The organism is Brevundimonas sp., assembly GCF_035998205.1.
Lineage (GTDB): Bacteria > Pseudomonadota > Alphaproteobacteria > Caulobacterales > Caulobacteraceae > Brevundimonas.
Map to the genome: position 1 here is coordinate 760,850 of NZ_DASYHT010000004.1, position 19,740 is coordinate 780,589.

Annotated in this window: 17 protein-coding genes and 3 tRNA genes; 8 read left to right on the top strand and 12 right to left on the bottom strand. The window is 71.5% G+C overall.

The window, feature by feature from the left end:
- Nucleotides 1-79 precede the first annotated feature (79 nt).
- The gene (locus VGN74_RS06600; protein WP_327446563.1) at nt 80-1,540 is read left to right on the top strand and encodes a deoxyribodipyrimidine photo-lyase; all 1,461 of its coding nucleotides are present in this window, start codon (nt 80-82) and stop codon (nt 1,538-1,540) included.
- On the opposite strand, the gene VGN74_RS06605 is transcribed toward VGN74_RS06600, so the two are convergent.
- A complete protein-coding gene (locus VGN74_RS06605; RefSeq protein WP_327446564.1) occupies nt 1,537-3,096 on the bottom strand; it encodes a cryptochrome/photolyase family protein in 1,560 nt (519 codons plus the stop codon). The two genes, VGN74_RS06600 and VGN74_RS06605, sit on opposite strands and share 4 nt — an antisense overlap.
- Here VGN74_RS06605 and sseA point away from each other — a divergent pair.
- Complete coding sequence (gene sseA / locus VGN74_RS06610; RefSeq protein ID WP_327446565.1) at nt 3,095-3,925, top strand: 3-mercaptopyruvate sulfurtransferase; 831 nt, start codon at nt 3,095-3,097, stop codon at nt 3,923-3,925. The two genes, VGN74_RS06605 and sseA, sit on opposite strands and share 2 nt — an antisense overlap.
- Here the strand turns inward: sseA and VGN74_RS06615 are convergent.
- Entirely contained in the window at nt 3,922-5,238 is a 1,317-nt protein-coding gene (locus tag VGN74_RS06615; protein ID WP_327446566.1) for a dicarboxylate/amino acid:cation symporter, read from the bottom strand. The genes sseA and VGN74_RS06615 overlap by 4 nt on opposite strands.
- A 48-nt stretch (nt 5,239-5,286) precedes the next feature.
- On the bottom strand, nt 5,287-6,375 hold the full coding sequence (locus tag VGN74_RS06620; protein ID WP_327446567.1) for an amino acid ABC transporter substrate-binding protein: 1,089 nt from the start codon (nt 6,373-6,375) through the stop codon (nt 5,287-5,289).
- Nucleotides 6,376-6,458: 83 nt separating this feature from the next.
- On the opposite strand from VGN74_RS06620, the gene metC reads away from it, so the two are divergent.
- Nucleotides 6,459-7,628, top strand: a complete 1,170-nt coding sequence (gene metC, locus VGN74_RS06625) for a cystathionine beta-lyase (RefSeq protein ID WP_327446568.1) — start codon at nt 6,459-6,461, stop codon at nt 7,626-7,628.
- Here metC and VGN74_RS06630 read toward each other — a convergent pair.
- The 3 genes from VGN74_RS06630 to VGN74_RS06640 all read right to left on the bottom strand — a co-directional run bounded on the left by VGN74_RS06630 (nt 7,606) and on the right by VGN74_RS06640 (nt 9,046).
- Entirely contained in the window at nt 7,606-8,601 is a 996-nt protein-coding gene (locus tag VGN74_RS06630; protein ID WP_327446569.1) for a methyltransferase domain-containing protein, read from the bottom strand. The two genes, metC and VGN74_RS06630, sit on opposite strands and share 23 nt — an antisense overlap.
- 44 nt (nt 8,602-8,645) lie before the next feature.
- Nucleotides 8,646-8,722 (bottom strand) — tRNA-Arg (locus tag VGN74_RS06635).
- Nucleotides 8,723-8,740: 18 nt separating this feature from the next.
- Nucleotides 8,741-9,046: an ETC complex I subunit gene (locus VGN74_RS06640; protein WP_327446570.1), complete on the bottom strand. Its 306-nt coding sequence runs from the start codon at nt 9,044-9,046 to the stop codon at nt 8,741-8,743.
- 98 nt (nt 9,047-9,144) lie between these two features.
- Here VGN74_RS06640 and VGN74_RS06645 point away from each other — a divergent pair.
- The 3 genes from VGN74_RS06645 (at nt 9,145) to VGN74_RS06655 (ending at nt 12,442) form a co-directional block, all read left to right on the top strand.
- Nucleotides 9,145-9,221: transfer RNA gene (locus VGN74_RS06645), tRNA-Pro, on the top strand.
- 36 nt (nt 9,222-9,257) lie between these two features.
- The gene (locus tag VGN74_RS06650; protein ID WP_327446571.1) at nt 9,258-10,136 is read left to right on the top strand and encodes an AraC family transcriptional regulator; all 879 of its coding nucleotides are present in this window, start codon (nt 9,258-9,260) and stop codon (nt 10,134-10,136) included.
- Between the two features lie 113 nt (nt 10,137-10,249).
- Complete coding sequence (locus tag VGN74_RS06655; protein WP_327446572.1) at nt 10,250-12,442, top strand: TonB-dependent receptor; 2,193 nt, start codon at nt 10,250-10,252, stop codon at nt 12,440-12,442.
- Nucleotides 12,443-12,475: 33 nt separating this feature from the next.
- Here the strand turns inward: VGN74_RS06655 and VGN74_RS06660 are convergent, their stop codons facing one another.
- The 6 genes from VGN74_RS06660 to VGN74_RS06685 all read right to left on the bottom strand — a co-directional run bounded on the left by VGN74_RS06660 (nt 12,476) and on the right by VGN74_RS06685 (nt 17,206).
- Nucleotides 12,476-12,952, bottom strand: a complete 477-nt coding sequence (locus VGN74_RS06660) for a DUF192 domain-containing protein (RefSeq protein WP_327446573.1) — start codon at nt 12,950-12,952, stop codon at nt 12,476-12,478.
- A 24-nt stretch (nt 12,953-12,976) separates the two neighbouring features.
- Entirely contained in the window at nt 12,977-13,534 is a 558-nt protein-coding gene (locus tag VGN74_RS06665; protein ID WP_414643531.1) for a cold-shock protein, read from the bottom strand.
- Nucleotides 13,535-13,781: 247 nt separating this feature from the next.
- Nucleotides 13,782-13,856 (bottom strand) — tRNA-Glu (locus VGN74_RS06670).
- 103 nt (nt 13,857-13,959) lie between these two features.
- Nucleotides 13,960-15,768, bottom strand: coding sequence for a single-stranded-DNA-specific exonuclease RecJ (gene recJ / locus VGN74_RS06675; protein WP_327446575.1), 1,809 nt, complete (start codon nt 15,766-15,768; stop codon nt 13,960-13,962).
- A gap of 3 nt (nt 15,769-15,771) precedes the next feature.
- Nucleotides 15,772-16,725 carry a class II fructose-bisphosphatase gene (glpX, locus tag VGN74_RS06680; protein WP_327446576.1) on the bottom strand — a complete coding sequence of 318 codons (954 nt, stop codon included), beginning with the start codon at nt 16,723-16,725 and terminating at the stop codon, nt 15,772-15,774.
- A 58-nt stretch (nt 16,726-16,783) separates the two neighbouring features.
- On the bottom strand, nt 16,784-17,206 hold the full coding sequence (locus VGN74_RS06685) for a hypothetical protein (protein ID WP_327446577.1): 423 nt from the start codon (nt 17,204-17,206) through the stop codon (nt 16,784-16,786).
- An 87-nt stretch (nt 17,207-17,293) separates the two neighbouring features.
- Here VGN74_RS06685 and phaC point away from each other — a divergent pair, with 87 nt between their 5' ends.
- Together phaC and VGN74_RS06695 are read left to right on the top strand one after the other, a co-directional pair.
- A complete protein-coding gene (phaC, locus tag VGN74_RS06690; RefSeq protein ID WP_327446578.1) occupies nt 17,294-19,360 on the top strand; it encodes a class I poly(R)-hydroxyalkanoic acid synthase in 2,067 nt (688 codons plus the stop codon).
- Nucleotides 19,357-19,740, top strand: a complete 384-nt coding sequence (locus tag VGN74_RS06695; protein ID WP_327446579.1) for a hypothetical protein — start codon at nt 19,357-19,359, stop codon at nt 19,738-19,740. Before phaC ends, VGN74_RS06695 begins: the two co-directional genes overlap by 4 nt.

Sequence of the window (19,740 nt, forward strand, 5' to 3'; positions counted from 1 at the left end):
CGGCGAGACTGCCGCACGGCTGTGGCCTTCAGGTGGCCCGGCCCGGGCGATCATGCAAGCTACCACGGAGGCGCGCGCCATGGCCACTGAGGCCCCCGTCCTGCTGTGGTTCCGGCGCGACCTGAGGCTGGCCGACCATTCCGCCCTCGCCGCCGCCCTGGCCACCGGCCGGCCCGTCGTGCCGGTCTTCATCCTCGACGAGGCGCTGGAAGGGCGCGCCCCCGGCGGGGCCAGCCTCTGGTGGCTGGACAAGTCGCTGCGCCGCCTCGGCGAGTCCATCGCCGCCCGCGGCGGCCGGCTGATCCTGCGGCGGGGGCCCGCGGAACGCGTGCTGCGCGACCTGGCGAACGAGACCGGCGCGGACCGCATCTTCCTCAGCCGCCTGTTCGAGCCGGTCGCCGCCGCGCGGGACAGGGACCTCGCCCACGCCCTGAAGGCCGAGGGCGTCGAGGTGAAGGGCTACAACGGCACGCTGCTGACCCCGCCCGGGACGGTGCGCACCGGAAGCGGCGGGCCGTACAAGGTCTTCACCCCCTTCCTGCGCGCGCTGCTGGCGGCGACCACCCCGCCCCCGACCCTGCCGGACAGCGCCGGCGCGACCTTCGCTGGCGCCGGCGTGGCCAGCGACGACCTCGAGCGCTGGGGCCTGCACCCGACAGCGCCCGACTGGTCCGGCGGCTTTGACTGGACCCCGGGCGAGGCCGGGGCGCTGGAGGCGCTGCGCCGCTTCACCGCCGGGCCGCTGGCCGACTACGCCCGCCTGCGCGACCTGCCGGGCAAGGCCGGCACCAGCCGTCTGTCGCCGCACCTGCACTGGGGCGAGATCAGCCCGTGGCGGGCGGTGCAGGCGGCGCGCGAGGCGGGCGAGGCCGGCAAGGTAAGCGCCGCCAAGGCCGACAAGTTCATCGCCGAGATCGGCTGGCGCGAGTTTTCGGCCCACCTGCTGGCGGAGTTTCCGCACATCACCGCCGAGGCCTTCCGCCCCGAGTACGACGCGATGCCCTGGCGCGAGGATCCGGCCGGTCTCCGGGCGTGGCAAAAGGGACAGACCGGCTACCCGGTCGTCGATGCCGGCATGCGCCAGCTTTGGGCCACCGGCTGGATGCACAACCGGGTGCGGATGATCGTCGCCAGCTTCCTCGTGAAGCACCTGCTGATCGACTGGCGCCACGGCGAGGCCTGGTTTCATGACACCCTGGTGGACGCCGACACGGCCGCCAATGTGCAGAACTGGCAGTGGGTGGCCGGCTCGGGAGCGGACGCCGCGCCCTACTTCCGCATCTTCAATCCCATCACCCAGGGCCAGAAGTTCGACCCGGACGGCCGCTATGTCCGCCGCTGGGTCCCGGAGCTGGCGCGCCTGGGCGACCGCTGGCTGCATGCGCCCTGGACCGCCCCGCCCGAGGTGCTGCGCGACGCCGGCGTGCGGCTGGGGAGCAGCTATCCCCGCCCGATCGTCGAGCACGAGATCGGCCGCAAGCGGGCGCTCGAGGCTCTCAAGACCATCGGCGAGACTCGCGCCGCCGGGCAGGACGCCTAGGCCCGGGGCGCGGCCCCCAGCTCGCGGCGGCAGGCCTCGGCCTCCTCCAGCAGCGCCTGTCGCCGCGCCGGCCCGAAGCCGTCGAGGGTGCGGTAGGGCATGGCCAGGCGGGGATTGTCCCGCAGGCGGTCGCGGTTGCGCTCGAGGAAGCCCCAGTAGAGCCGGTTGAAGGGACAGGCGCGCGGGCCGGCCTTGGCCTTCACATCGTAGCGGCAGCCGCCGCAGTGGTCGCTCATCCGGTCGATGTAGGCCCCGGAGGCGGCATAGGGCTTGGAACCCACGATCCCGCCGTCGGCGAAGGTGGCCATGCCGCGGGTGTTGGGCATCTCCACCCACTCGAAGGCGTCGGCGTAGACGGTCATGTACCAGTCGTCGATCTCGTCCGGGTGCACGCCCAGCAGCATGGCGAGATTGCCGGTCACCATCAGCCGCTGGATATGGTGGGCGTAGGCGTGGGCACGCGTCTGGCGCACCGCGTCGGCGACGCAGGCCATGCCCGTCGCCGCGGTCCAGTAGAAGTCCGGGAGCGTCCGGTCGGCAGCCAGCGCATTGCGGGCGCGGTATTCCGGGACCTTGAGCCAGTAGATGCCGCGCACGAACTCGCGCCAGCCGAGAATCTGGCGGACAAAGCCCTCGACGGCGTTGAGCGGGGCCCGACGGGCCTCGTAGGCTGCCGCGGCGCGCCGGCAGACGTCCAGCGGGTCCAGCAGCCCGAGGTTCAGCGAGGTCGAGATCATGCCGTGCCACAGCCACGGCTGCCCCTCGGCCATGGCGTCCTGCCAGTCGCCGAAGCCGGGCAGGATATCCGTCAGGAAGGCGGCGAAGACCTGTTCCGCCTCCTCCGCCGTGGTCGGCCAGCCGAACTTCGCCGTCTCGCCGAAATGCTCCGGGAACAGGCGCTCGACGTCGGCGATCGCCTCGCGCGTCAGCCCATCGGGCGGGATGCGAACCCGGGCCGGCGGACGCACGTCCTTCGGCAGCTTGCGGCGGTTCTCCTTGTCGTAATTCCACTGCCCGCCGACCGGCTCGCGGCCGTCCATCAGCAGGCCGGTGTCGCGCCGCATCTCGCGGTAGAAGAACTCCATGCGCAGCTGACTCTTGCCGGCGGCCCAGCGCCGGAAGCGGTCATGGCTGCACAGGAAGCGGTCATCCTCGCGCACCTCGACCGGAACCGGAGCCGCCGCCGCGAACCCGGCCAGGGCCTCGGCCAGCCGCCATTCGCCGCATTCGGTCAGCACGACCCGCGCGAAGCGCCCGTCCCCCAGCGCCCGGTCCAGCTCGCCCGCGATCGACCCGGTGCTGTCCGGATCGTCGATCCGCACATAGCGGACTCGCACGCCACGCGCCTCGAGCCGCACCGCGAACTTGCGCATGGCGGCGAAGACGAGGGCGATCTTCTGCTTGTGATGCCGGACATAGGTGGCCTCGTCGCGCACCTCGGCCATCAGTACCTCATCCGCGGCCGGATCGAGATCGCGCAGGGCCGACAGCCCGTCGGACATCTGGTCGCCGAGGACCAGTCGGAGCGCGCCGGTGCGCGTGCTAGGTTCAGTCATGACCTCTCCCCTGATCTCCGCCGTAGAGCTGCGCGACCGTCTGGGCGCCCCGGACCTGAAGGTGCTCGACGCCAGCTGGCATCTGGACGGGACCGACGCGCGCGCCGTCCATCACCGAGGCCACATCCCCGGCGCGCCGTTCTTCGACCTGGACGCCGTATCGGATCAAGCGACCGACTTGCCGCACATGCTGCCCGGGGCCGACGCCTTTGCGGCCGCGATGGGCGCACTGGGCCTGAAGGAGAGCGACGAGATCGTGGTCTATGACACTGTCGGTCTGTTCTCGGCGCCGCGGGCCTGGTGGATGCTGCGCACCTTCGGCGCCGCGCGCGTTCGGGTGCTGGACGGCGGCCTGCCGGCCTGGATCGCGGCCGGCGGCGCGCTGGAGAGCGGCCCGGTAACGCCCGCGCCACAGACCTTCCGGGCGGCCCTCAAGGCCGATCAGGTCGCGGACGTCGACGCCGTGAGGGCCGCCCTCGCGGCCGGAACGCCGGTGCTGGACGCCCGGGGCGGACCCCGCTTCCGGGGCGAGGCCCCCGAACCGCGGCCGGGCCTGCGCGGCGGTCACATGCCGGGCGCCGTCAATCTGCCCTTTGCGGATCTGCTCACGCCTGACGGTCGCCTGCGCCCCCGGGAGGAGCTCGCGGCGCGCCTCGCGGCCGCGGCGCCGGAAAGCGCGGGCGGTCCCGTCGCCACCTGCGGCTCGGGCGTGACGGCCGCCATCCTCGTGCTGGCGCTCGAGGTGCTCGGACGCCCGGCCCGCCTCTATGACGGCAGCTGGGCCGAGTGGGGCGCCCGGGCGGACGCCCCCGTCGTGACGGGTCCCTAGCTCGCCGGAACCGGGGCGGGCTCCGGAGCCTCCGGCGGCAGGTCCTTCTCGCCGCGCGAGACCACCGTGGCGGCGACGAGGTCGCCGACCACGTTCAGCGTGGTCCGGCACATGTCGAGGAAGCGGTCGACGCCGAGCACCAGGGCGATGCCCTCGGCCGGCACCCCGACCATGACAAGGATCAGCGCCACCACCGGCAGGGAGCCTGCGGGCACCCCGGCCGTCCCGATACCGCCGAGGATGCAGACCAGCATGACCACGACCTGCTGGGTCAGGCTCAGCTCGATGCCGAAGAACTGGGCGAGGAACAGCACCGTGACGCCCTCGAACAGGGCCGTACCGTTCTGGTTGGCGGTGGCCCCGACGGTCAGGACGAAGCGGGCGATGCGCCGCGGCAGGTTGAGCTGCTCCTCCGCCGCCTTCAGCGCCACCGGCAGGGTGGCGTTGGACGAGGCGGTGGTGAAGGCCACAAGCATCGGCTCACGCACGCCGAAGAAGAACTTGAACGGGTTGCGACCCGCCAGCACCGCCACCGCCAGCGGGTAGACGATGAACATGTGGATCGCCATGGCCCCGATGGCCACGGCGGCATAGCCGGCCAGACGCACCAGCAGGTCCCAGCCGAACAGGGCGGCGAGGTTGAACATCAGGGCCGCGATGGCGATCGGAGCCAGTTTGATGACGAGGTTGATGAGCTTCATCATCACCTCGAACAGCCCCTGCAGGCTCTCCTGCAGCCGGTCGGTGGCCTTCGAGCGCGCCATGACGAGGCCGATGCCGAAGAACAGGGCGAACACCATCACCGGCAGAATCTGGTTCTCGGCGGCGGCGGTGACGACGTTCGACGGAATCAGGTCGAGGAAGAACTGGCCGGCCTCGATCGACTTCGGCGCATTGCCGACGATCGCCCCGGCGGCGTCACGGCTCTGCTCCAGCAGGGCCGCCGCGAGCGCCGGATCGACCCCGTCGCCGGGCCGGAAGACGTTGACCATCACCAGACCGATGATCACGGCGGTCGCCGACAGGATGATGGTGAAGCCCAGCGTCTTGAAGCCGACCCGGCCAAGCGTCGACAGGTCGCCCATCTCCGCCACCCCGACCGCGAGGGCCGAGAACAGCAGCGGGATGACCAGCATGAACAGCAGCTTGAGGAAGATCTGGCCGATCGGTCCGGTGACGTTCTGGGTCACCGACTGCACCCAGGGCGTCTCCGCCCCGACATAGAGGTTCACATAGAGGCCGGCCCCCAGGCCGATCAGGAATCCCAGCAGGATCCAGGCATAGAGCGGCGCGCGGCCGCGCGAGCTGGTCATGGTCGAAATTCCCCCGATAGGCGCGCCGTTCGGCGTCAGGCTGACAGTCTAGCGGATCGGCAGGGCGTACATCAGCCCCGCCGGTCGTGCGTTCCATTGTGCGTTGAGACCCCGCGCCAGGTCGAGAGGGGAATCGGGGCCCAGATGCCGGGCGAAGATCTCGCCATAGTTCCCGCCGGCGGCGATGGCGTCCCGGGCCCAGCTGTCGCGCAGGCCCAGCGACGAACCGAACTCGCCCTGGCCCCCCAGCAGGCGCCGCACCTGGGGATCGGCGGAGGTCTCGGCCAGCTCGGCCACATTGGCCTGGGTGACCCCCAGCTCCTCGGCCAGGATCAGCGCGTTGAGCGTCCAGCGCACAATCTCGGTCCAGGTGGCGTCATCCTCCCGGACCACCGGCCCCAGCGCCTCCTTGGAGATGACGTTGGGCAGGATCACGTGATCGCGCGGCGAGGCCAGGGTCGTGCGCGCCGCCGCGAGGGCGGAGACATCGGCGGTGAAGGCGTCGCAGGCTTCCCGGGCGTACATCTCGCGCGCCTGATTCTCGGAGTCCGCGACCACCGCCGTGTAGGTCAGGCCTCGGGCGCGGAACCAGTCGGCCAGATTGTCCTGGCTGGTCGAGCCGGCCTGGACGCAGATCCGCGCCCCGTTCAGGTCGGTCGCGCCGGCCAGCTCCAGCGCCCGGCGCGCGAGGAAGCCCTGGCCGTCGTAGTAGTTGACCCCGGCGAACTCCACGCGGCCGCGGACATCCCGGTCCATGGTCCAGGAGGTGTTGCGCCACAGCACGTCAATGCGGCCGGTGCTCAGGGCCTCGAAGCGCTGGCCGGCAGTCAGGGGCACGAACCGCACCGCATCCGGATCGCCGAGCACGGCCGCGGCCGTCGCGCGACAGAAGTCGACGTCGAAGCCGCGCCAGCGGCCGCGATTGTCCGTATAGGCGAAGCCAACCAGCCCCTCATGGACGCCGCAGTTCAGCCGTCCGCGCCGCCGCACAGCTTCGAGGGTGGCGCTCGCCGGCCGCTCGGTGGCCTGCAGGGGCGCCTCCACCGGCCCGGGGATTGGCGCGGGCGACGGGGCCTCGGATCGCTCACCGCAAGCCGCCAGCACCGTCAGACCGACCAGAACCGCCACGCGACGCATCGCCGACTCCACTTCACCCGTCGCCCCGGTGGCCGTTAGAACCGCTGGGGGGCCACGATGCAACCCGCCCCGGCGAGACCCGTATGACCCGAACGCCCGGCCCGCGCACCCGCCTGATCGCGACCGCCACTGCCCGCGGACGCGGGCGACGCCCCGTCAACCCGCCGCTTGAGCGCGGCTCGACGATGCTCAGCGATCGGGCCGAGGACATGCGGGACGAGACGCCGGGCCCGGTCTACGGCCTTGAGGGCCTCGCGCCGCAGCGCGCCCTGGCCGCCGCCCTCGCCGATCTTGAGGGGGCGTCGCGCACGGTCCTCGCCCCCTCCGGCCTGGCCGCCGTCACCCTGCCGCTGCTGGCCCTGCTGCGGCCGGGTGACGAGGTGCTGACCACCGACGCCCTGTACGGCCCCAGCCGCCGGTTCCTGACCCGCTTCATGGCCGCGCGCGGCGTCACCGTGCGCTTCCACGACCCGGCCCTGACCGCAGAAGAGATCGCCGGACGGATCGGCCCCGCAACCCGCCTGATCCTGATCGAATCGCCGGCGTCCCTCACCTTCGAGATTCTGGACGTGCCGGCCCTCGCCGCCCTCGCCCGCGAGCGCGGCGTGCTGACGGTGATGGACAACACCTGGGCGGCCGGCCTGACGTTCCGGCCGCTGGCGCACGGCGTCGACGTCAGCGTCCAGGCCGTGACCAAGTATGTCGCCGGCCATTCCGACGTCCTGATGGGCGCCGTCTCGGTGGCGGACCCCGGCCTCGAGCGGGCGCTGGCACACGCCGTGGAAGATCTCGGCTGGCACGTCTCGCCTGACGACGCCTGGCTGGCGCTCAGAGGCCTGCGCACCCTGCCCGTGCGCATGGCGGCCCACGCCGCCTCGGCGCTGGTGGTCGCCGCCTGGCTGGCGGCGCGGCCGGAGGTGGCCGAGGTGCTCTATCCGCCCCTGCCCGGGTCGCGCGGTCACGATCTGTGGCGGCGCGACCATGACGGGGCCGCGGGCCTGATGGGCGTGGTCACGCGGGGCTGGAGCGAGGCCCGCGCCCGCGCCTTCCTCAACCGTCTGACCATGTTCGGCCTCGGCTATTCCTGGGGCGGGTTCGAGAGCCTGATCACCCACGAGACCGGCCAGATGGCCCTGCGGCAGTCGCCGCCGACCCTGCCGGGCGCCCTGCTGCGCCTGCATGTGGGTCTCGAAGATCCGGCGGACCTCATCGCCGACCTGGATCAGGCTTTCAGCGCGACCGCCGACCTGTAAGCCGTCGCACCATGCGCTTAAACGGCCCCTTGAACCGGGAGCGTCGCGCCGGCGCCGGAGCGACCGACTCCGCCACCGGCTCCGGCGTCGGAGGCTGAGGCGCCGGAGCCTCCGACGGAGCGGCCGGCCCCAGCCAGGCGTCGATCTGGTCGCGCAGCTCGGCCATGACCCGGCGGTGGAGCTCCAGCCGTCGCGCCGCCAGCTCCGCGTCGGCGAGGCGCACGGGCCGGACCTTGCGCAGGGTGACGAAGAACTCGAAACCCTCGGTCGGGAAGCTCTGCGCCACCTCGAACTCGATCAGACCCAGCTGGCCGCACTCGAACACCAGCAACTCGAAGCTCGACGGCGTGAAATAGGACGCGTGGCAGTCGACATAGGGCGCGTCCGGCCCCGGCGGCCGGGGCCAGTCAAAGCCGGCCTCCACCCAGCGCAGATCGGAGGGCGGAGCCGCCGACGGCCAGGCGATCGCCTCGCCGTTCTTCACCGAGACCACGGACTGCTCGAACAGCGTGCGGACGCCATGGCGCTGACGGCCCTCGACATGAGCCTCGATCCACTCGCCCGCCCCCGTCACGGGCTTGAGCGCGTCGAAGCAGTAGCGCTTGTCCGGATTGGCCAGCGACAGCACGCCGCCATCGCGCAGCAGGACAGCGGCCGACTTCAGCAGGCCGATCGGGTCGGGGCTGTGCTCCAGAACATGGCTGAGAATCATGGCGTCGAACCGCCCATGAAGCTCCGCCGGCACCGCCTCATGCACCGGCCCCCCGCGCCAGACGAAGTCGACCGGCTCGATGCGGTCCAGGTCCACGCCATGACCGGCGTACTTGGCCTTCAGCTCATCGGCGTCGGCGTGATCGAGGGTCAGCACATCCCGGCCAGACGCCTTGGGCAGGATCGGCGAAAAACTCGGCCCCACCTCGAGGACGCGGGCGTCCGGCGCGACGAGGGCGAGGATTCTGGCGTTGCGATCCATGCTCCGTCTCCCTCGGGCGGCCCGTCAGTCGCGCCGGCCGCCGGTGGCGCGCCCTGCAGGACTCGAACCTGCGACCCCATGCTTAGAAGGCACGTGCTCTATCCAGCTGAGCTAAGGGCGCCCGACGGACCCCGGCCGCTCAGTGCGTCCAGGGCTGTTTGCGACCGTAGGCGAAGTTGTCGGCGTAGGCCTTGAGAATCACCGGCGGCTGCTGCGGTTCGTGCAGGCGGAAGGGGATGCCGTGCTTCTCGGCATAGGCGATCGCGTCTTCCTTGCTGTCGAAGCGCAGCCGCACCTGGCCGTTCATGTCGGTCGAGGAGGTCCAGCCCATCAGCGGGTCTAGGGCCCGCGCCGAGGCGGGTTCGAACTCCAGGATCCACTCCCGGGTCTTGGCCTTGCCGGACTGCATGGCGGTCTTGGCCGGCTGGAAAATGCGCGCGAGCATGGTCGAACCTCTTCTGCCCCGCCCTGATACAACGGTTTGGCCCCGGCTCAAGGCCTGTCGTTGCGGCGCGCCGCCGCCCGTGCCATGAGGTCCGCCCTCGGGGTGTAGCGCAGCCTGGTAGCGCATCTGCTTTGGGAGCAGAGGGTCGCAGGTTCGAATCCTGCCGCCCCGACCAGCATCCGGGCCGTGCTTGTCGGACGGAGAGGACCGCATGACGTCCGCCCTGTCAGCCGATCTGGCCGAGCCGATCGCGGCCATTCATGTCCGGGCCGGAGCCGGCGGCGACCTCACCCTCGCTCCCTGGATCGGCGGCGCCTTCTGGCAGTCCCGCACCGACCAGCCTCAACCGGTTCAGTACACGGCGGACGTTCCGGCCGGCCTTCACATCGGGGTCGGCCTCGCGCGACTGGCCAGCCATTCGGACACCCTGGGCGGCTTCGATGTGGATGGCCCGATGGTCAGCGTCGTGCGCTGTACCCGCCCCGCGCCGTTCAGCTCCGCCCTCGGGATCGGCCCGGCGCATGCCTGCGGCATCTGGATCCCCCCGGACCGCCTCGACGAGACCAGCGGATCGGCCGTGGTCGCCCTCCTCAGGGCTTTCCCGCAAGCCGACGGCCTGTGGAGCAGCGCCGCCCTCCCGGCCCGCGTGGCGCTACGCCTTTGCGCCCCGCTAGAGCCCGACATGTCGTCGACGGCGCTCGCCCTCGCCCGGCAGGCTCGCGTCCTCGATCTGATCGCGGCGGCCCTGACATGGATCGCAGAGACGGGACCAATCCTGCTCGCACCCAGCCCTGCCATTCGCGACGCCCGGCGCCAGATCGACCAGCGCCTGCAAACGCCGCCGGACCTCGACACCCTTGCGGAGTCCTGCGGCCTGAGCCGCCGCGCCCTCACCGAAGGCTTCCGGCGCGCCTACGGCATGTCGGTCGGGGCCTACATCCAGGACAAGAGGCTCGACCTCGCCGTAACCCTGCTGGCGAGCGGCCTCAGGGTGAGCGAGGTCGCCTGGCGGATCGGCTACGCCCCGGCGCACTTCGCCGCCGTCTATCGGCGCCGGTTCGGCCATCCGCCATCCCGCGCCCGGCGGTGAGCCCAAGGCTGAACCCGCGAGCGACAGGAATCCGCCCGATCGCACAAGTGATCGTTATTGTGTAACGCAGCGCCGCGGCCTAATTGCGACCGTCTCGCAATTGGAGTCCGTCTATGCGCCGCGCCACCCGCCCTCTGACCTTCTGCGCCACCGTCGCGGCCGCCGGGGGGCTCGCTTCGCTCGCCGTCGCCCAGTCGGGCGCGCCGCAGCCCACGACCGAGGTTGAAGAGATCATCGTCACCGCAACCCGCTTCGATTCCGCCCTGTCTGACGCCCCGATCGCCGCAACGGTCCTGACCGCGCGACAGATCGAGGACGCGCGCATCACCAGCCTGCGCCAGATCGATGACGCCGTGCCCAATCTGTCGTTCAACACACTCGGACAGGTCGGGGCGACCTATGTGACGATCCGCGGGATCGAGTCGAACCCGTTCATCGTCAACCGCGCCGCGGTCTATGTGGACGGGATTCCCTACCGCCGGCTGCGCAACCAGACCCTCGGGGAGATCGCCCAGATCGAGGTGCTCCGCGGGCCGCAGGGAACCCTCTACGGGGCCAACACGGAAAGCGGCCTGATCGTGATCCGGACGCGTCAGCCGTCCGACGCCTTCGAGGCCGAGGCCGAACTCGACGCCTACAGCTTCGACACCGGCGACGGCGCCGCCGGTCGGCTGTACCTCGGCGGGCCGCTGCAGCCCGGGGTCCTCAGCGCCAGCGTAACGGCCAGCCATGAAGAGGCGGACGCCTATGTCCGCAATATCGCCTCCTCGATCGGGGCGGAAGGCGCGATCCGCGAGAGCTATCTGCAAGGAAAGCTTCGCTGGACCCCTTCGGACCGCACCGCGGTCGATGTGGTGGCCGCCCGTTCTCAGCTGCGCGCCCCCGGGGTCTACGAGCAGGAGTTCCTGCCCATGAACCGGGCCGCCTACAACGCGGTCTATGCGGCGTTCAATGGCGGTCGCCTGGCCGAGCCCTATCGCCTGATCAACGATGCGCCGAAACGCACAGAAGAAGACGAAAGCCTGATCGGCGTCAGCCTCAGCCACGCCCTCGACGCCGCCACGCTGGAGGTCAATGCGTCCTGGCGCGACCTGCGGGCCGACAGCGCCGGGACCGATATCGACCTCACCGCCCTGCCCGCCGTCGCCGGCGCCAGCGACGACAGCGAGACCTCCTGGAACCTCGAGGCGCGGCTGGTCTCGCCGCGCGGCGCGCGCATCGCGTGGGTTGTCGGCGTCAACCACTACCGGGAAGAGGAGCGCCAGCTCCTGGCGACGCTCGTGGGCCCCGGCGGCCTCGACGGCTACCGGCCCGCGCCGCCCCAGACCGCCGAAGGCCGTGATCTGGCGCTGTTCGGCCAGATCACCGCGCCCGTGGGCCCCGACCTGCGACTGACCGGCGGCCTGCGCTGGGAGCGGGCGGACCGGAGCAAGCTGCAGGCGGCGGGCGTTCTCGATCTCGGCCCCTCCGGTCAGTTCAGCTTCCCGGCGGAGGACCTGGACGACAGGTATGAAGTCGTTCTGCCCCGCGTCGCCCTCGACTGGCGCCCCCACGACAATCTGCTTGTCTATGCCTCCGCCGCCCGGGGCTGGGTCCCCGGCGGCTTCAACCTCGCCGCCACCAGCGCCTCGCAGATCGGCGCACGGGACTACAGCCGCTACGGCGCGGAGACGCTGTGGAGCTATGAGGTCGGGGCCAAATGGACCCTTGCCGATCGCCGGCTGCTGCTGTCCGGCGCCGCCTTCCACATCGAGGCCGACAGCTGGCAGGAGTACAATGTGCTCGTGAACGCCCAAGGCCAGGCGATCTCGACCAACCTGATCACCTCTGACGCCGCCATCTCCAGCCGTGGCGTGGAGATCGAGCTCGTGGGCCGACCCACCGACCGGCTCGACCTCGCCGCATCGCTGGGCTGGGTCGACTCGACCTATGACCGCTACGTCTTCTCCGCCACCCAGACCTTCACCGGCAACAAGGTGAAGCTTGTGCCCGAGTACGATCTGGCCCTCTCGGCGACCTGGCGGCCCTGGCGCGGACTGGTGTTGCGCGGCGAGGCCAGCGCTACCGGCGATACCCCGCTGAACGCCGAGAACGCTGTCTTTCAGGACGCCGTCGTCCTGCTCAACGGCCATATCGGCTGGGAGACGGATGACTGGACGGCGCGGCTGTATGTGGAAAACCTGACCGACGAGCTGGTCTTCACCAGCAGCGCCTACACCAACTTCGCCTTCGGGTTTGATGGCGGCTACTACGCTGGCGTCGGCCAGCCGCGCGTGGTCGGTCTGCAACTGACCCGACGCTGGTGACGGGCTCCGGGACGGCCAGGCCGTCCCGCGCCCCTACCGCCCGAAGTGCGGGTGTTCCACGCGGTCGCCGGGCTTGGCGCCGATCTCCTCGGAGCGGCCGGCGCGCAGTTCAACCACGCCGGTGGCCGGGCCGTTCGACGGGTAGATGCCGTCCGAATAGGGCGTGGTGTGCCGGGCGATCGAGACGATGCGGCCGTCGGCGGCGACATAGATGATGTCCAGCGAGCTGGGGGTGTTGCGCATCCAGAAGCCACGCTCGGCGGCGTCGGGGAACTTGAACAGCATGCCCTGGTCGTCCGGCAGCGGCGGCCGGAACATCAGGCCGCGCTGACGCTCAGCCTCGTCGTCGGCGATCTCCATCCAGAAGGTGTGGCGACCGCTGTCGGTGACAATGGTCAGCTGTTCCATCGGCTCGCCGCGGGGATCCAGCGGCGGCTTTTCGGACGCACAGGCCGCCGTGGCCAGGGCGACCACGGCGAAGGACAGCATCAGACGACGGTTCAACGGCATACGCCCTCCAGCGGGCGGCCGGAGTCAGCCGCCCTGATCGATCTCGGCCACCACCAGGCCCTTGGGCCCGCTGGCGAAACGCACCCGGACGCCGTCGCCCGGCTGGAGGTCCTCCAGCCCGCAGCGGCGCAGCGTCTCAATGTGCACGAAGATATCGCCCGGATTGGTCTCGCAGACAACGAAGCCGTAGCCCTTGGTGCGATTGAACCACTTGACCGTGGCCGGAACGAACGGCCCCTCGGCCGCAGGCGTGTCCACCCGGGTCTTTTCCAGGGGCGCGCGGCGCAGGCTCTCGTAGCCGCGGCGCGGTTCCTGGCCGGGCCCGAGGTCGACCACCGCCACGACCTGCCAGCCCTTGGGCCGCCGGGCCACCTCACAGGTGATGGGCGCGCCCTCCTCGGCCGTGTCCCGGCCCAGGTCCCTCAGGCTGCTGATGTGGAGCAGGACATCCTTGGTGTCCGTCTGCCCCGGGTCGTCCGGTACGATGAAGCCGTAGCCCTTGCCCGGATCGAACCACTTGACGTGTCCGCTCACGCGGACCGTCGGTTGCACATCCGTCTCTCGCGAATCCAACTGACTAATCCCCTCCCCCCGTCTTTGCGGGTCGAAACGTGTTTATCACGGTTACGTAACGGGGAGGCAGGCCCAAAAAACGTCAGTTTCTGACAGAGATTCGCAGATAGATTGCGCGAACGCGGATCGCCTGACCCCGCAGCCGCGCGGCAGGCCGCGCGTCTCACGAGCGCCCGCGAGGCTCGGACAGCGCGAAACGCTGCCGCGAGGGTGCGACGCTGAAGCAGATCGGGATGTCGGGGAGAGCGCCCCGCGCTGGCAGTCCCTAGGGGAATCGAACCCCTCTTTTCAGGTTGAAAACCTGACGTCCTAACCGATAGACGAAGGGACCGCTGCGCGGGAGCCGGCGATATAGCCGCCGATTCCGAAGCGCGCAAGCGGCAATCTTCAAACGATTTTCGAGCGCCGTTCGACGAGCCGGAGGGCCCCGCGGGTCAGGCCCGGCGGGGATCGTGGACGTCCTCGATCTCCAGCTGAACGCCGCGCCGACCGTTCCAGTCATCGGCCTTCAGCCGCCCCACCACGGCCAGGCCGCCGGCCCCCGACAGCAGGGCCTCGCCCGCCGGCTGGTCGGCCAGTCGCCAGCCCACGGCGCGCAGGGCGCTGCCGTCCGGGGCGGTGAGCCGGCAGCGGACATGGCCGCCGTTCATCATCGCCGGATCGCGCGCGGTGACCCCGCTGAGGGCGAACAGCGGCTCGGGATTGCCGGGACCGAACGGCTGCATGGCGGCGAAGCCGTCGAGCAGGGCGCGGGTCGCCGCCGCCGGCTCCACCAGCACGTCGATGTCCACCGTGTCGGCCTGTCGCGCCTCGGCCTGCTGACCGGCCAGCCGCGCGTTGAGAAAGGCCTCGAGCGCCGGCAGGGCGTCGAGCGTCACGGTCAGGCCGCAGGCCATGGCATGTCCCCCGCCCGCCAGCAGCAGCCCGGCTTCCCAGGCCGCCTGGACGGCCCCGCCGAGGTTGACGCCCGCCTGGGACCGGCCCGAGCCCTTGGCCACCCCGGCGACCGGATCGACGCCCGCCACGATCACCGGCTTGCGCCAGCGCTCGCGCAGCCGGCCGGCCACGACCCCGACCACGCCCGGGTGCCAGCCCTCGCCGGCGACGACGATCACCGATCGGCTGTCGACGTCGCCCCGCGCCTCGACCTGGGCCACCGCCGCCTCGGCCACGGCCGCCTCGACCTCGCGCCGCTCGCGGTTGAGCTGGTCGAGCTGCTGCGCCAGCGCCGCCGCCTCGGCGGGATCGTCGGTGGAGAGCAGGCGCGCGCCCAGATCCGCGCGGCCGATGCGTCCGGCCGCGTTGATTCGCGGGCCCAGCGCAAAGCCGACGTGGGTCGCGGCCACGACATCGGGCAGCCCGCCGGCCACCTCCATCAGCGCCTTCAGCCCCGGCGTGCGCCACTGGCCCAGCACCCCGAGGCCCAGCCGCGTCAGGGTGCGGTTGAAGCCGGTCAGGGCGGTGACGTCGCAGATGGCTCCCAGCGCCGCCAGATGCAGCCACTGGCGCAGGTCCGGCTCCGGCCGCTCGGCGAACAGGCCGCGCCGGCGTCCCTCCCGGTTGAGCGCCGCCAGCAGGACGAACACCACCCCCGCCGCGGCGAGGTTGCCCTGCCCCGAGCCGCAGCCCGGCCGGTTCGGATTGACCACGGCGGCGCATGCCGGCGGCTCCTCGCGCATGAGATGGTGATCGATCACCACCACCTTCAGTCCGATGGCGGCGGCGTGAGCCACGGCGGCGTTGGCCGCGGCGCCGCAGTCGACGGTGATGACCAGCTCCGCCCCGGCCGCCTTGAGCCGGTCGAAGGCCGGGGCGCTGGGGCCATAGCCCTCGGTCAGCCGGTCGGGCACATAGACCGGCACCTCGCGCCCGAGCGCCCGGAACCAGCGCACCAGCAGGGCCGCGCTGGCGGCGCCGTCGACGTCATAGTCGGCGAACAGGTGCAGGCTGGCGCCGGCCTGGTGCGCGTCGAGGATCGCCGCCGCCGCCGCGTCCATGTCGAGGAAGCTGGACGGGTCGGGGAAGGAGTCCCGCAGGGTCGGCGCCAGAAAGGCGCCGGCGTCCGCCGCCGTCACGCCCCGCGCGGCCAGCACCCGGGCCAGGGGCTCGGACAGGTCGTGCCCCTGCGTCAGCGCCCGGACCTCGGCCGGATCGGGGTCGCGCCGCCGCCAGGCCCGGCCGCTCAGCGAGCGTTCGACCCCGAGGAAGGCCGTCTCCGGACGTGGCGGGGCCCCGTCGGCCATGGCTCAGACCGGCCGCGTCATGTGGATGCGCCGCACCGTGCGGCTGGCGGAGTCCATGACCAGGGTGTGGGTGGTGATGAAGCCGCGCTCCACCCGCACCCCGTCCAGCATGGCGCCCTTGGTCACGCCGGTGGCGGCGAACACCGCATCCTTCGACACCAGCTCGTGCAGGTCGTACTTGCGCTGGAAGTCGGTCACGCCCGTGCGCTCGGCCCGGGCCCGCTCGTCATCGTTGCGGAACACCAGCCGCCCCTGGAACTGGCCGCCGACGCACTTCAGCGCGGCGCAGGCGAGCACCCCCTCCGGGGCCCCGCCCTGGCCGAGATAGATGTCGATGCCCGTCTCCGGCTCGGCCGTATGGATCACGCCGGCCACGTCGCCGTCGGTGATCAGCACCACGCGGCAGCCGACCTGACGCAGGGCGGCGATCAGCTCGGCGTGGCGGGGCCGGTCCATGACGCAGGCGGTGATCCGGTCCGGGCTGACGCCCTTCGCCTTCGCCACGGCGGCGATGTTGTCCTGCGGCGCGGCGTCCAGATCGACAATACCGGCGTCATAGCCCGGGCCGACGGCGATCTTGTCCATATAGGTGTCGGGCGCGTGCAGCAGCCCGCCGCCCGGCGACATGGCCAGCACCGCCAGGGCGTTGGCCATGGCCTTGGCTGTCAGGGTCGTGCCCTCCAGCGGATCCAGGGCGATGTCGATGGCCGGGCCGGCGCCCGTGCCGACCTTCTCGCCGATGTAGAGCATCGGCGCCTCGTCGCGTTCGCCCTCGCCGATGACGATCTTGCCGTCGATCGGCAGGGCGTTCAGCGCCGTGCGCATGGCGTCGACGGCGACCTGGTCGGCGGCCTTCTCGTCGCCACGCCCGATCTGGGGATAGGCGGCGATGGCGGCGAGTTCGGTGACGCGCGCCGCGTCGGCGGCGAGGGCGGTGAAGAAGGCCGGATCGGCCATGGCGGTCTCCTGGGATGCCGGCGGTTCTGGCGACCGCGCGGTTTGGGATCGTGGCCCGTCAGGGCTGCTGTCGGCGGGGAATCGGGGGCGGCGCGCGGCCGCGCTCGCGCAGGCTCTCGGCGAAGGCCTCGAGGGTTTCGGCAGTCTGCTCGGTCGCCGGCGCAGCGCGGGCGGCGTCGACCCGCGCCCGCGTGGCCGCGGCGAAGCCTTCCGCGTCCGACAGCGTCCACGCGATCGTCGAGGTTTCCCGCGCGAGCGCCGCCTGCTCCGCGCCGAGACGCGTCACCGATCCAGCCACGACGCTGTCCGACGGCAAGGGCCCGGGGGCCGCCGGAAACTCCGCCCAACGCGGATAGGACCGGTTGGCGTCGACCAGCGCCTGCACCCGGGCATCCATCGGCGAGCCCCCCGGCGCTGGCCCGGGGCTGGCGCAGCCGGCGGCGCCCGCCGCGGCCGCGGCGCTGATGACAAGGATTTTCATGACACGGGCGTTCATCTCGCGACCGGTCATATGCCATGATCGTGACGGCAGAAAGGGCGGGTGCGACCGCCTTCGACGGAGGACGTCATGGCCACGACGCCGAAGCCCCCTTCCCGCACCGCCCCGACCCCGGCCCGGGGCGGGCGCAAGCCTGGCCGGCCGACCTCCGCCCGGACGGCGGCAAAGCCCGCTGACGCGCCCACGGAGCCGGTCGCCGGGACGCCGCCGACGCCGCGGCCGCCCCGCAAGTCGGGCCGCCCGACCTCGCGCAAGCCGCAGCCCGAGCCGACCCCGGCCGTCGAGGCCGCCGACGCGTCCCGTTCACAGGGGGCCGCCGCCGGAGCCCCGCCGCCGGAGCCCGCGGTCGAATCGCCGTTCGACCTGCTCGGGGCCGAACAGCGCCGCCTGATCGAGACCCTGTCGCTGAATCTGGCGAAGGCGGCGATGACCGCCCAAGGCGCCCTCGCCGGCGCCGCCATGACCGGCGGCGACCGCGGCGGGGCCATGTCGCCGGACCCGTTCAACGCCGCCCCGGCCATGACCGCCGTGATGTCCAGCCTCGCCGCCCGGCCCGAGCGCCTGTTCCAGGCCCAGGCCGACCTGTTCGGGCGCTACATGGACCTGTGGGCCTCGGCCACCCGCCGCGCCGCCGGCGAGACCGTGGCCGAAGGCCCGACCGACAAGCGCTTCAAGGACCCGGCGTGGAGCGAGACGCCGCTGTTCGACATGATGCGACAGTCCTACCTGATCACGGCGGACTGGATGAACGGGCTCGTCGCCCAGGCGGAAGGCGTCGATCCGCTGGTGCGCCGCCGCGCCGAGTTCTTCGTCAAGCTGCTGACCGACGCCCTGTCCCCGGCCAACTTCCTCGCCTCCAACCCCGCGGCCCTGAAGACGCTGATGGAGACCGGCGGCGAGAGCCTTGTCCGCGGCATGGAGAACTTCGCCGCGGATCTGGAGCGCGGCGGCGGCCGGCTGAAGATCAGCCAGGCCGACTACGGCCGGTTCGAGGTCGGCCGCAACGTGGCCACCGCCCCCGGCCAGGTCGTCTGGCGCGACGAGCTGTTCGAGCTGATCCAGTTCGACGCCGCCAGCGAGACCCAGCACGCCATCCCGCTGCTGATCTTCCCGCCCTGGATCAACAAGTTCTACATCCTGGACCTGCAGCCGGAGAACTCGATGATCCGCTGGCTGTCCGCCCGCGGCTTCACCGTCTTCGTCTGCTCCTGGGTCAATCCCGACGCGGACAAGGCGGACTTCGGCTTCGAGCAGTACCTGCACAGGGGGATCTACCGCGCCGTCGACAAGGTGCTGGAACAGACCGGCAGCGCCCGGCTGAACGCCGTCGGCTACTGCATCGGCGGCACTCTGCTGGGGGCGGCGCTGGCGCACATGGCTGCTCATGACGACCGGCGCATCAACGCCGCGACCTTCTTCGCCGCCCAGCACGACTTCGCCGAGGCCGGCGACCTCTTGCTGTTCACCGACGAGCACTGGCTGGCCGAGATCGAGCGCCAGATGGACGCCGCCGGCGGGGTCCTGCCCGGCGCCGCCATGGCCGACACCTTCAACGCCCTGCGCGCCAACGACCTCGTCTGGTCGTTCTTCGTGTCCAACTATCTGATGGGCAAGTCGCCGCCGGCCTTCGACCTGCTGTTCTGGAACGCCGACCAGACGCGCATGCCGAAACGGCTGCACCTCGACTATCTGCGCAGCCTGTACGGCCGCAACGCCCTGTCGCAAGGCGAGTTCGAGATTGGCGGCGAGCGCATCGACCTGACGAAGGTGCGTATCCCGCTCTATTTCCAGGCCAGCCGCGAGGACCATATCGCGCCGATGAACTCGGTCTACCGCTCGGCGCGCGCCTTCACCAACGCCGAGGTGACCCTGACCCTCGCCGGGTCGGGGCACATCGCCGGCGTCATCAATCCGCCGGCGGCGCGCAAGTATCAGCACTGGGTCAATCCGGCCCTGCCCGAGACGCTTGACGCCTGGCGCGCCGGCGCGGTCGAGCACCCCGGCAGCTGGTGGCCGCACTGGGCCGACTGGCTGGCGGCCCGCTCTGGCGGCCAGGTCCCCGCCCGCGACCCGTCCGCCGGGCCGCTCCCGCCGCTCGAACCCGCCCCCGGCAGCTATGTGAAAGTGAAGTCTTGAAGCGTCTTGATGCCAACCAGCTGCTGGCCCTGTCCACCGGCTGCGCCCTGATCGTTCTGGTGCTCTCCGCAGTGGTCAACGCCCCCGAGGGCAAGGCCGTGCGCTATCCCATCCTCGCCGGGGTCTGTTCGGTGGCCTATGTGGTGCTGAACGCCTTCTGGGCCCGTCGCACCGGGATCCGGCGCCCGCCGATGGTCCACCCGGACAACCCGGGCACAGCGGTCTGGTCCAGCCTGTTCCCGCTGGCGATCCTGATCTCCGCCGCCATCCCGTTCCTGTTTCCCGGCGTCGACTTCGGCCTGCTGGTGATCATCGGCGCCATCTTCTTCGGCGTCACCATGGAGAGCGCCATCAAGGCCGCGCGGATGGGCGACGAGTAG

Bases quoted from the DNA above. Each gene is read 5' to 3' on its own strand.
- VGN74_RS06655 (WP_327446572.1), top strand. From the start codon at position 10,250: ATGCGCCGCGCCACCCGCCCTCTGACCTTCTGCGCCACCGTCGCGGCC.
- VGN74_RS06660 (WP_327446573.1), bottom strand. From the start codon at position 12,952: ATGCCGTTGAACCGTCGTCTGATGCTGTCCTTCGCCGTGGTCGCCCTG.
- VGN74_RS06650 (WP_327446571.1), top strand. From the start codon at position 9,258: ATGACGTCCGCCCTGTCAGCCGATCTGGCCGAGCCGATCGCGGCCATT.
- recJ (WP_327446575.1), bottom strand. From the start codon at position 15,768: ATGGCCGACGGGGCCCCGCCACGTCCGGAGACGGCCTTCCTCGGGGTC.
- glpX (WP_327446576.1), bottom strand. From the start codon at position 16,725: ATGGCCGATCCGGCCTTCTTCACCGCCCTCGCCGCCGACGCGGCGCGC.
- VGN74_RS06640 (WP_327446570.1), bottom strand. From the start codon at position 9,046: ATGCTCGCGCGCATTTTCCAGCCGGCCAAGACCGCCATGCAGTCCGGC.
- VGN74_RS06600 (WP_327446563.1), top strand. From the start codon at position 80: ATGGCCACTGAGGCCCCCGTCCTGCTGTGGTTCCGGCGCGACCTGAGG.
- VGN74_RS06605 (WP_327446564.1), bottom strand. From the start codon at position 3,096: ATGACTGAACCTAGCACGCGCACCGGCGCGCTCCGACTGGTCCTCGGC.
- VGN74_RS06630 (WP_327446569.1), bottom strand. From the start codon at position 8,601: ATGGATCGCAACGCCAGAATCCTCGCCCTCGTCGCGCCGGACGCCCGC.
- sseA (WP_327446565.1), top strand. From the start codon at position 3,095: ATGACCTCTCCCCTGATCTCCGCCGTAGAGCTGCGCGACCGTCTGGGC.
- metC (WP_327446568.1), top strand. From the start codon at position 6,459: ATGACCCGAACGCCCGGCCCGCGCACCCGCCTGATCGCGACCGCCACT.
- VGN74_RS06685 (WP_327446577.1), bottom strand. From the start codon at position 17,206: ATGAAAATCCTTGTCATCAGCGCCGCGGCCGCGGCGGGCGCCGCCGGC.
- VGN74_RS06615 (WP_327446566.1), bottom strand. From the start codon at position 5,238: ATGACCAGCTCGCGCGGCCGCGCGCCGCTCTATGCCTGGATCCTGCTG.
- VGN74_RS06620 (WP_327446567.1), bottom strand. From the start codon at position 6,375: ATGCGTCGCGTGGCGGTTCTGGTCGGTCTGACGGTGCTGGCGGCTTGC.
- phaC (WP_327446578.1), top strand. From the start codon at position 17,294: ATGGCCACGACGCCGAAGCCCCCTTCCCGCACCGCCCCGACCCCGGCC.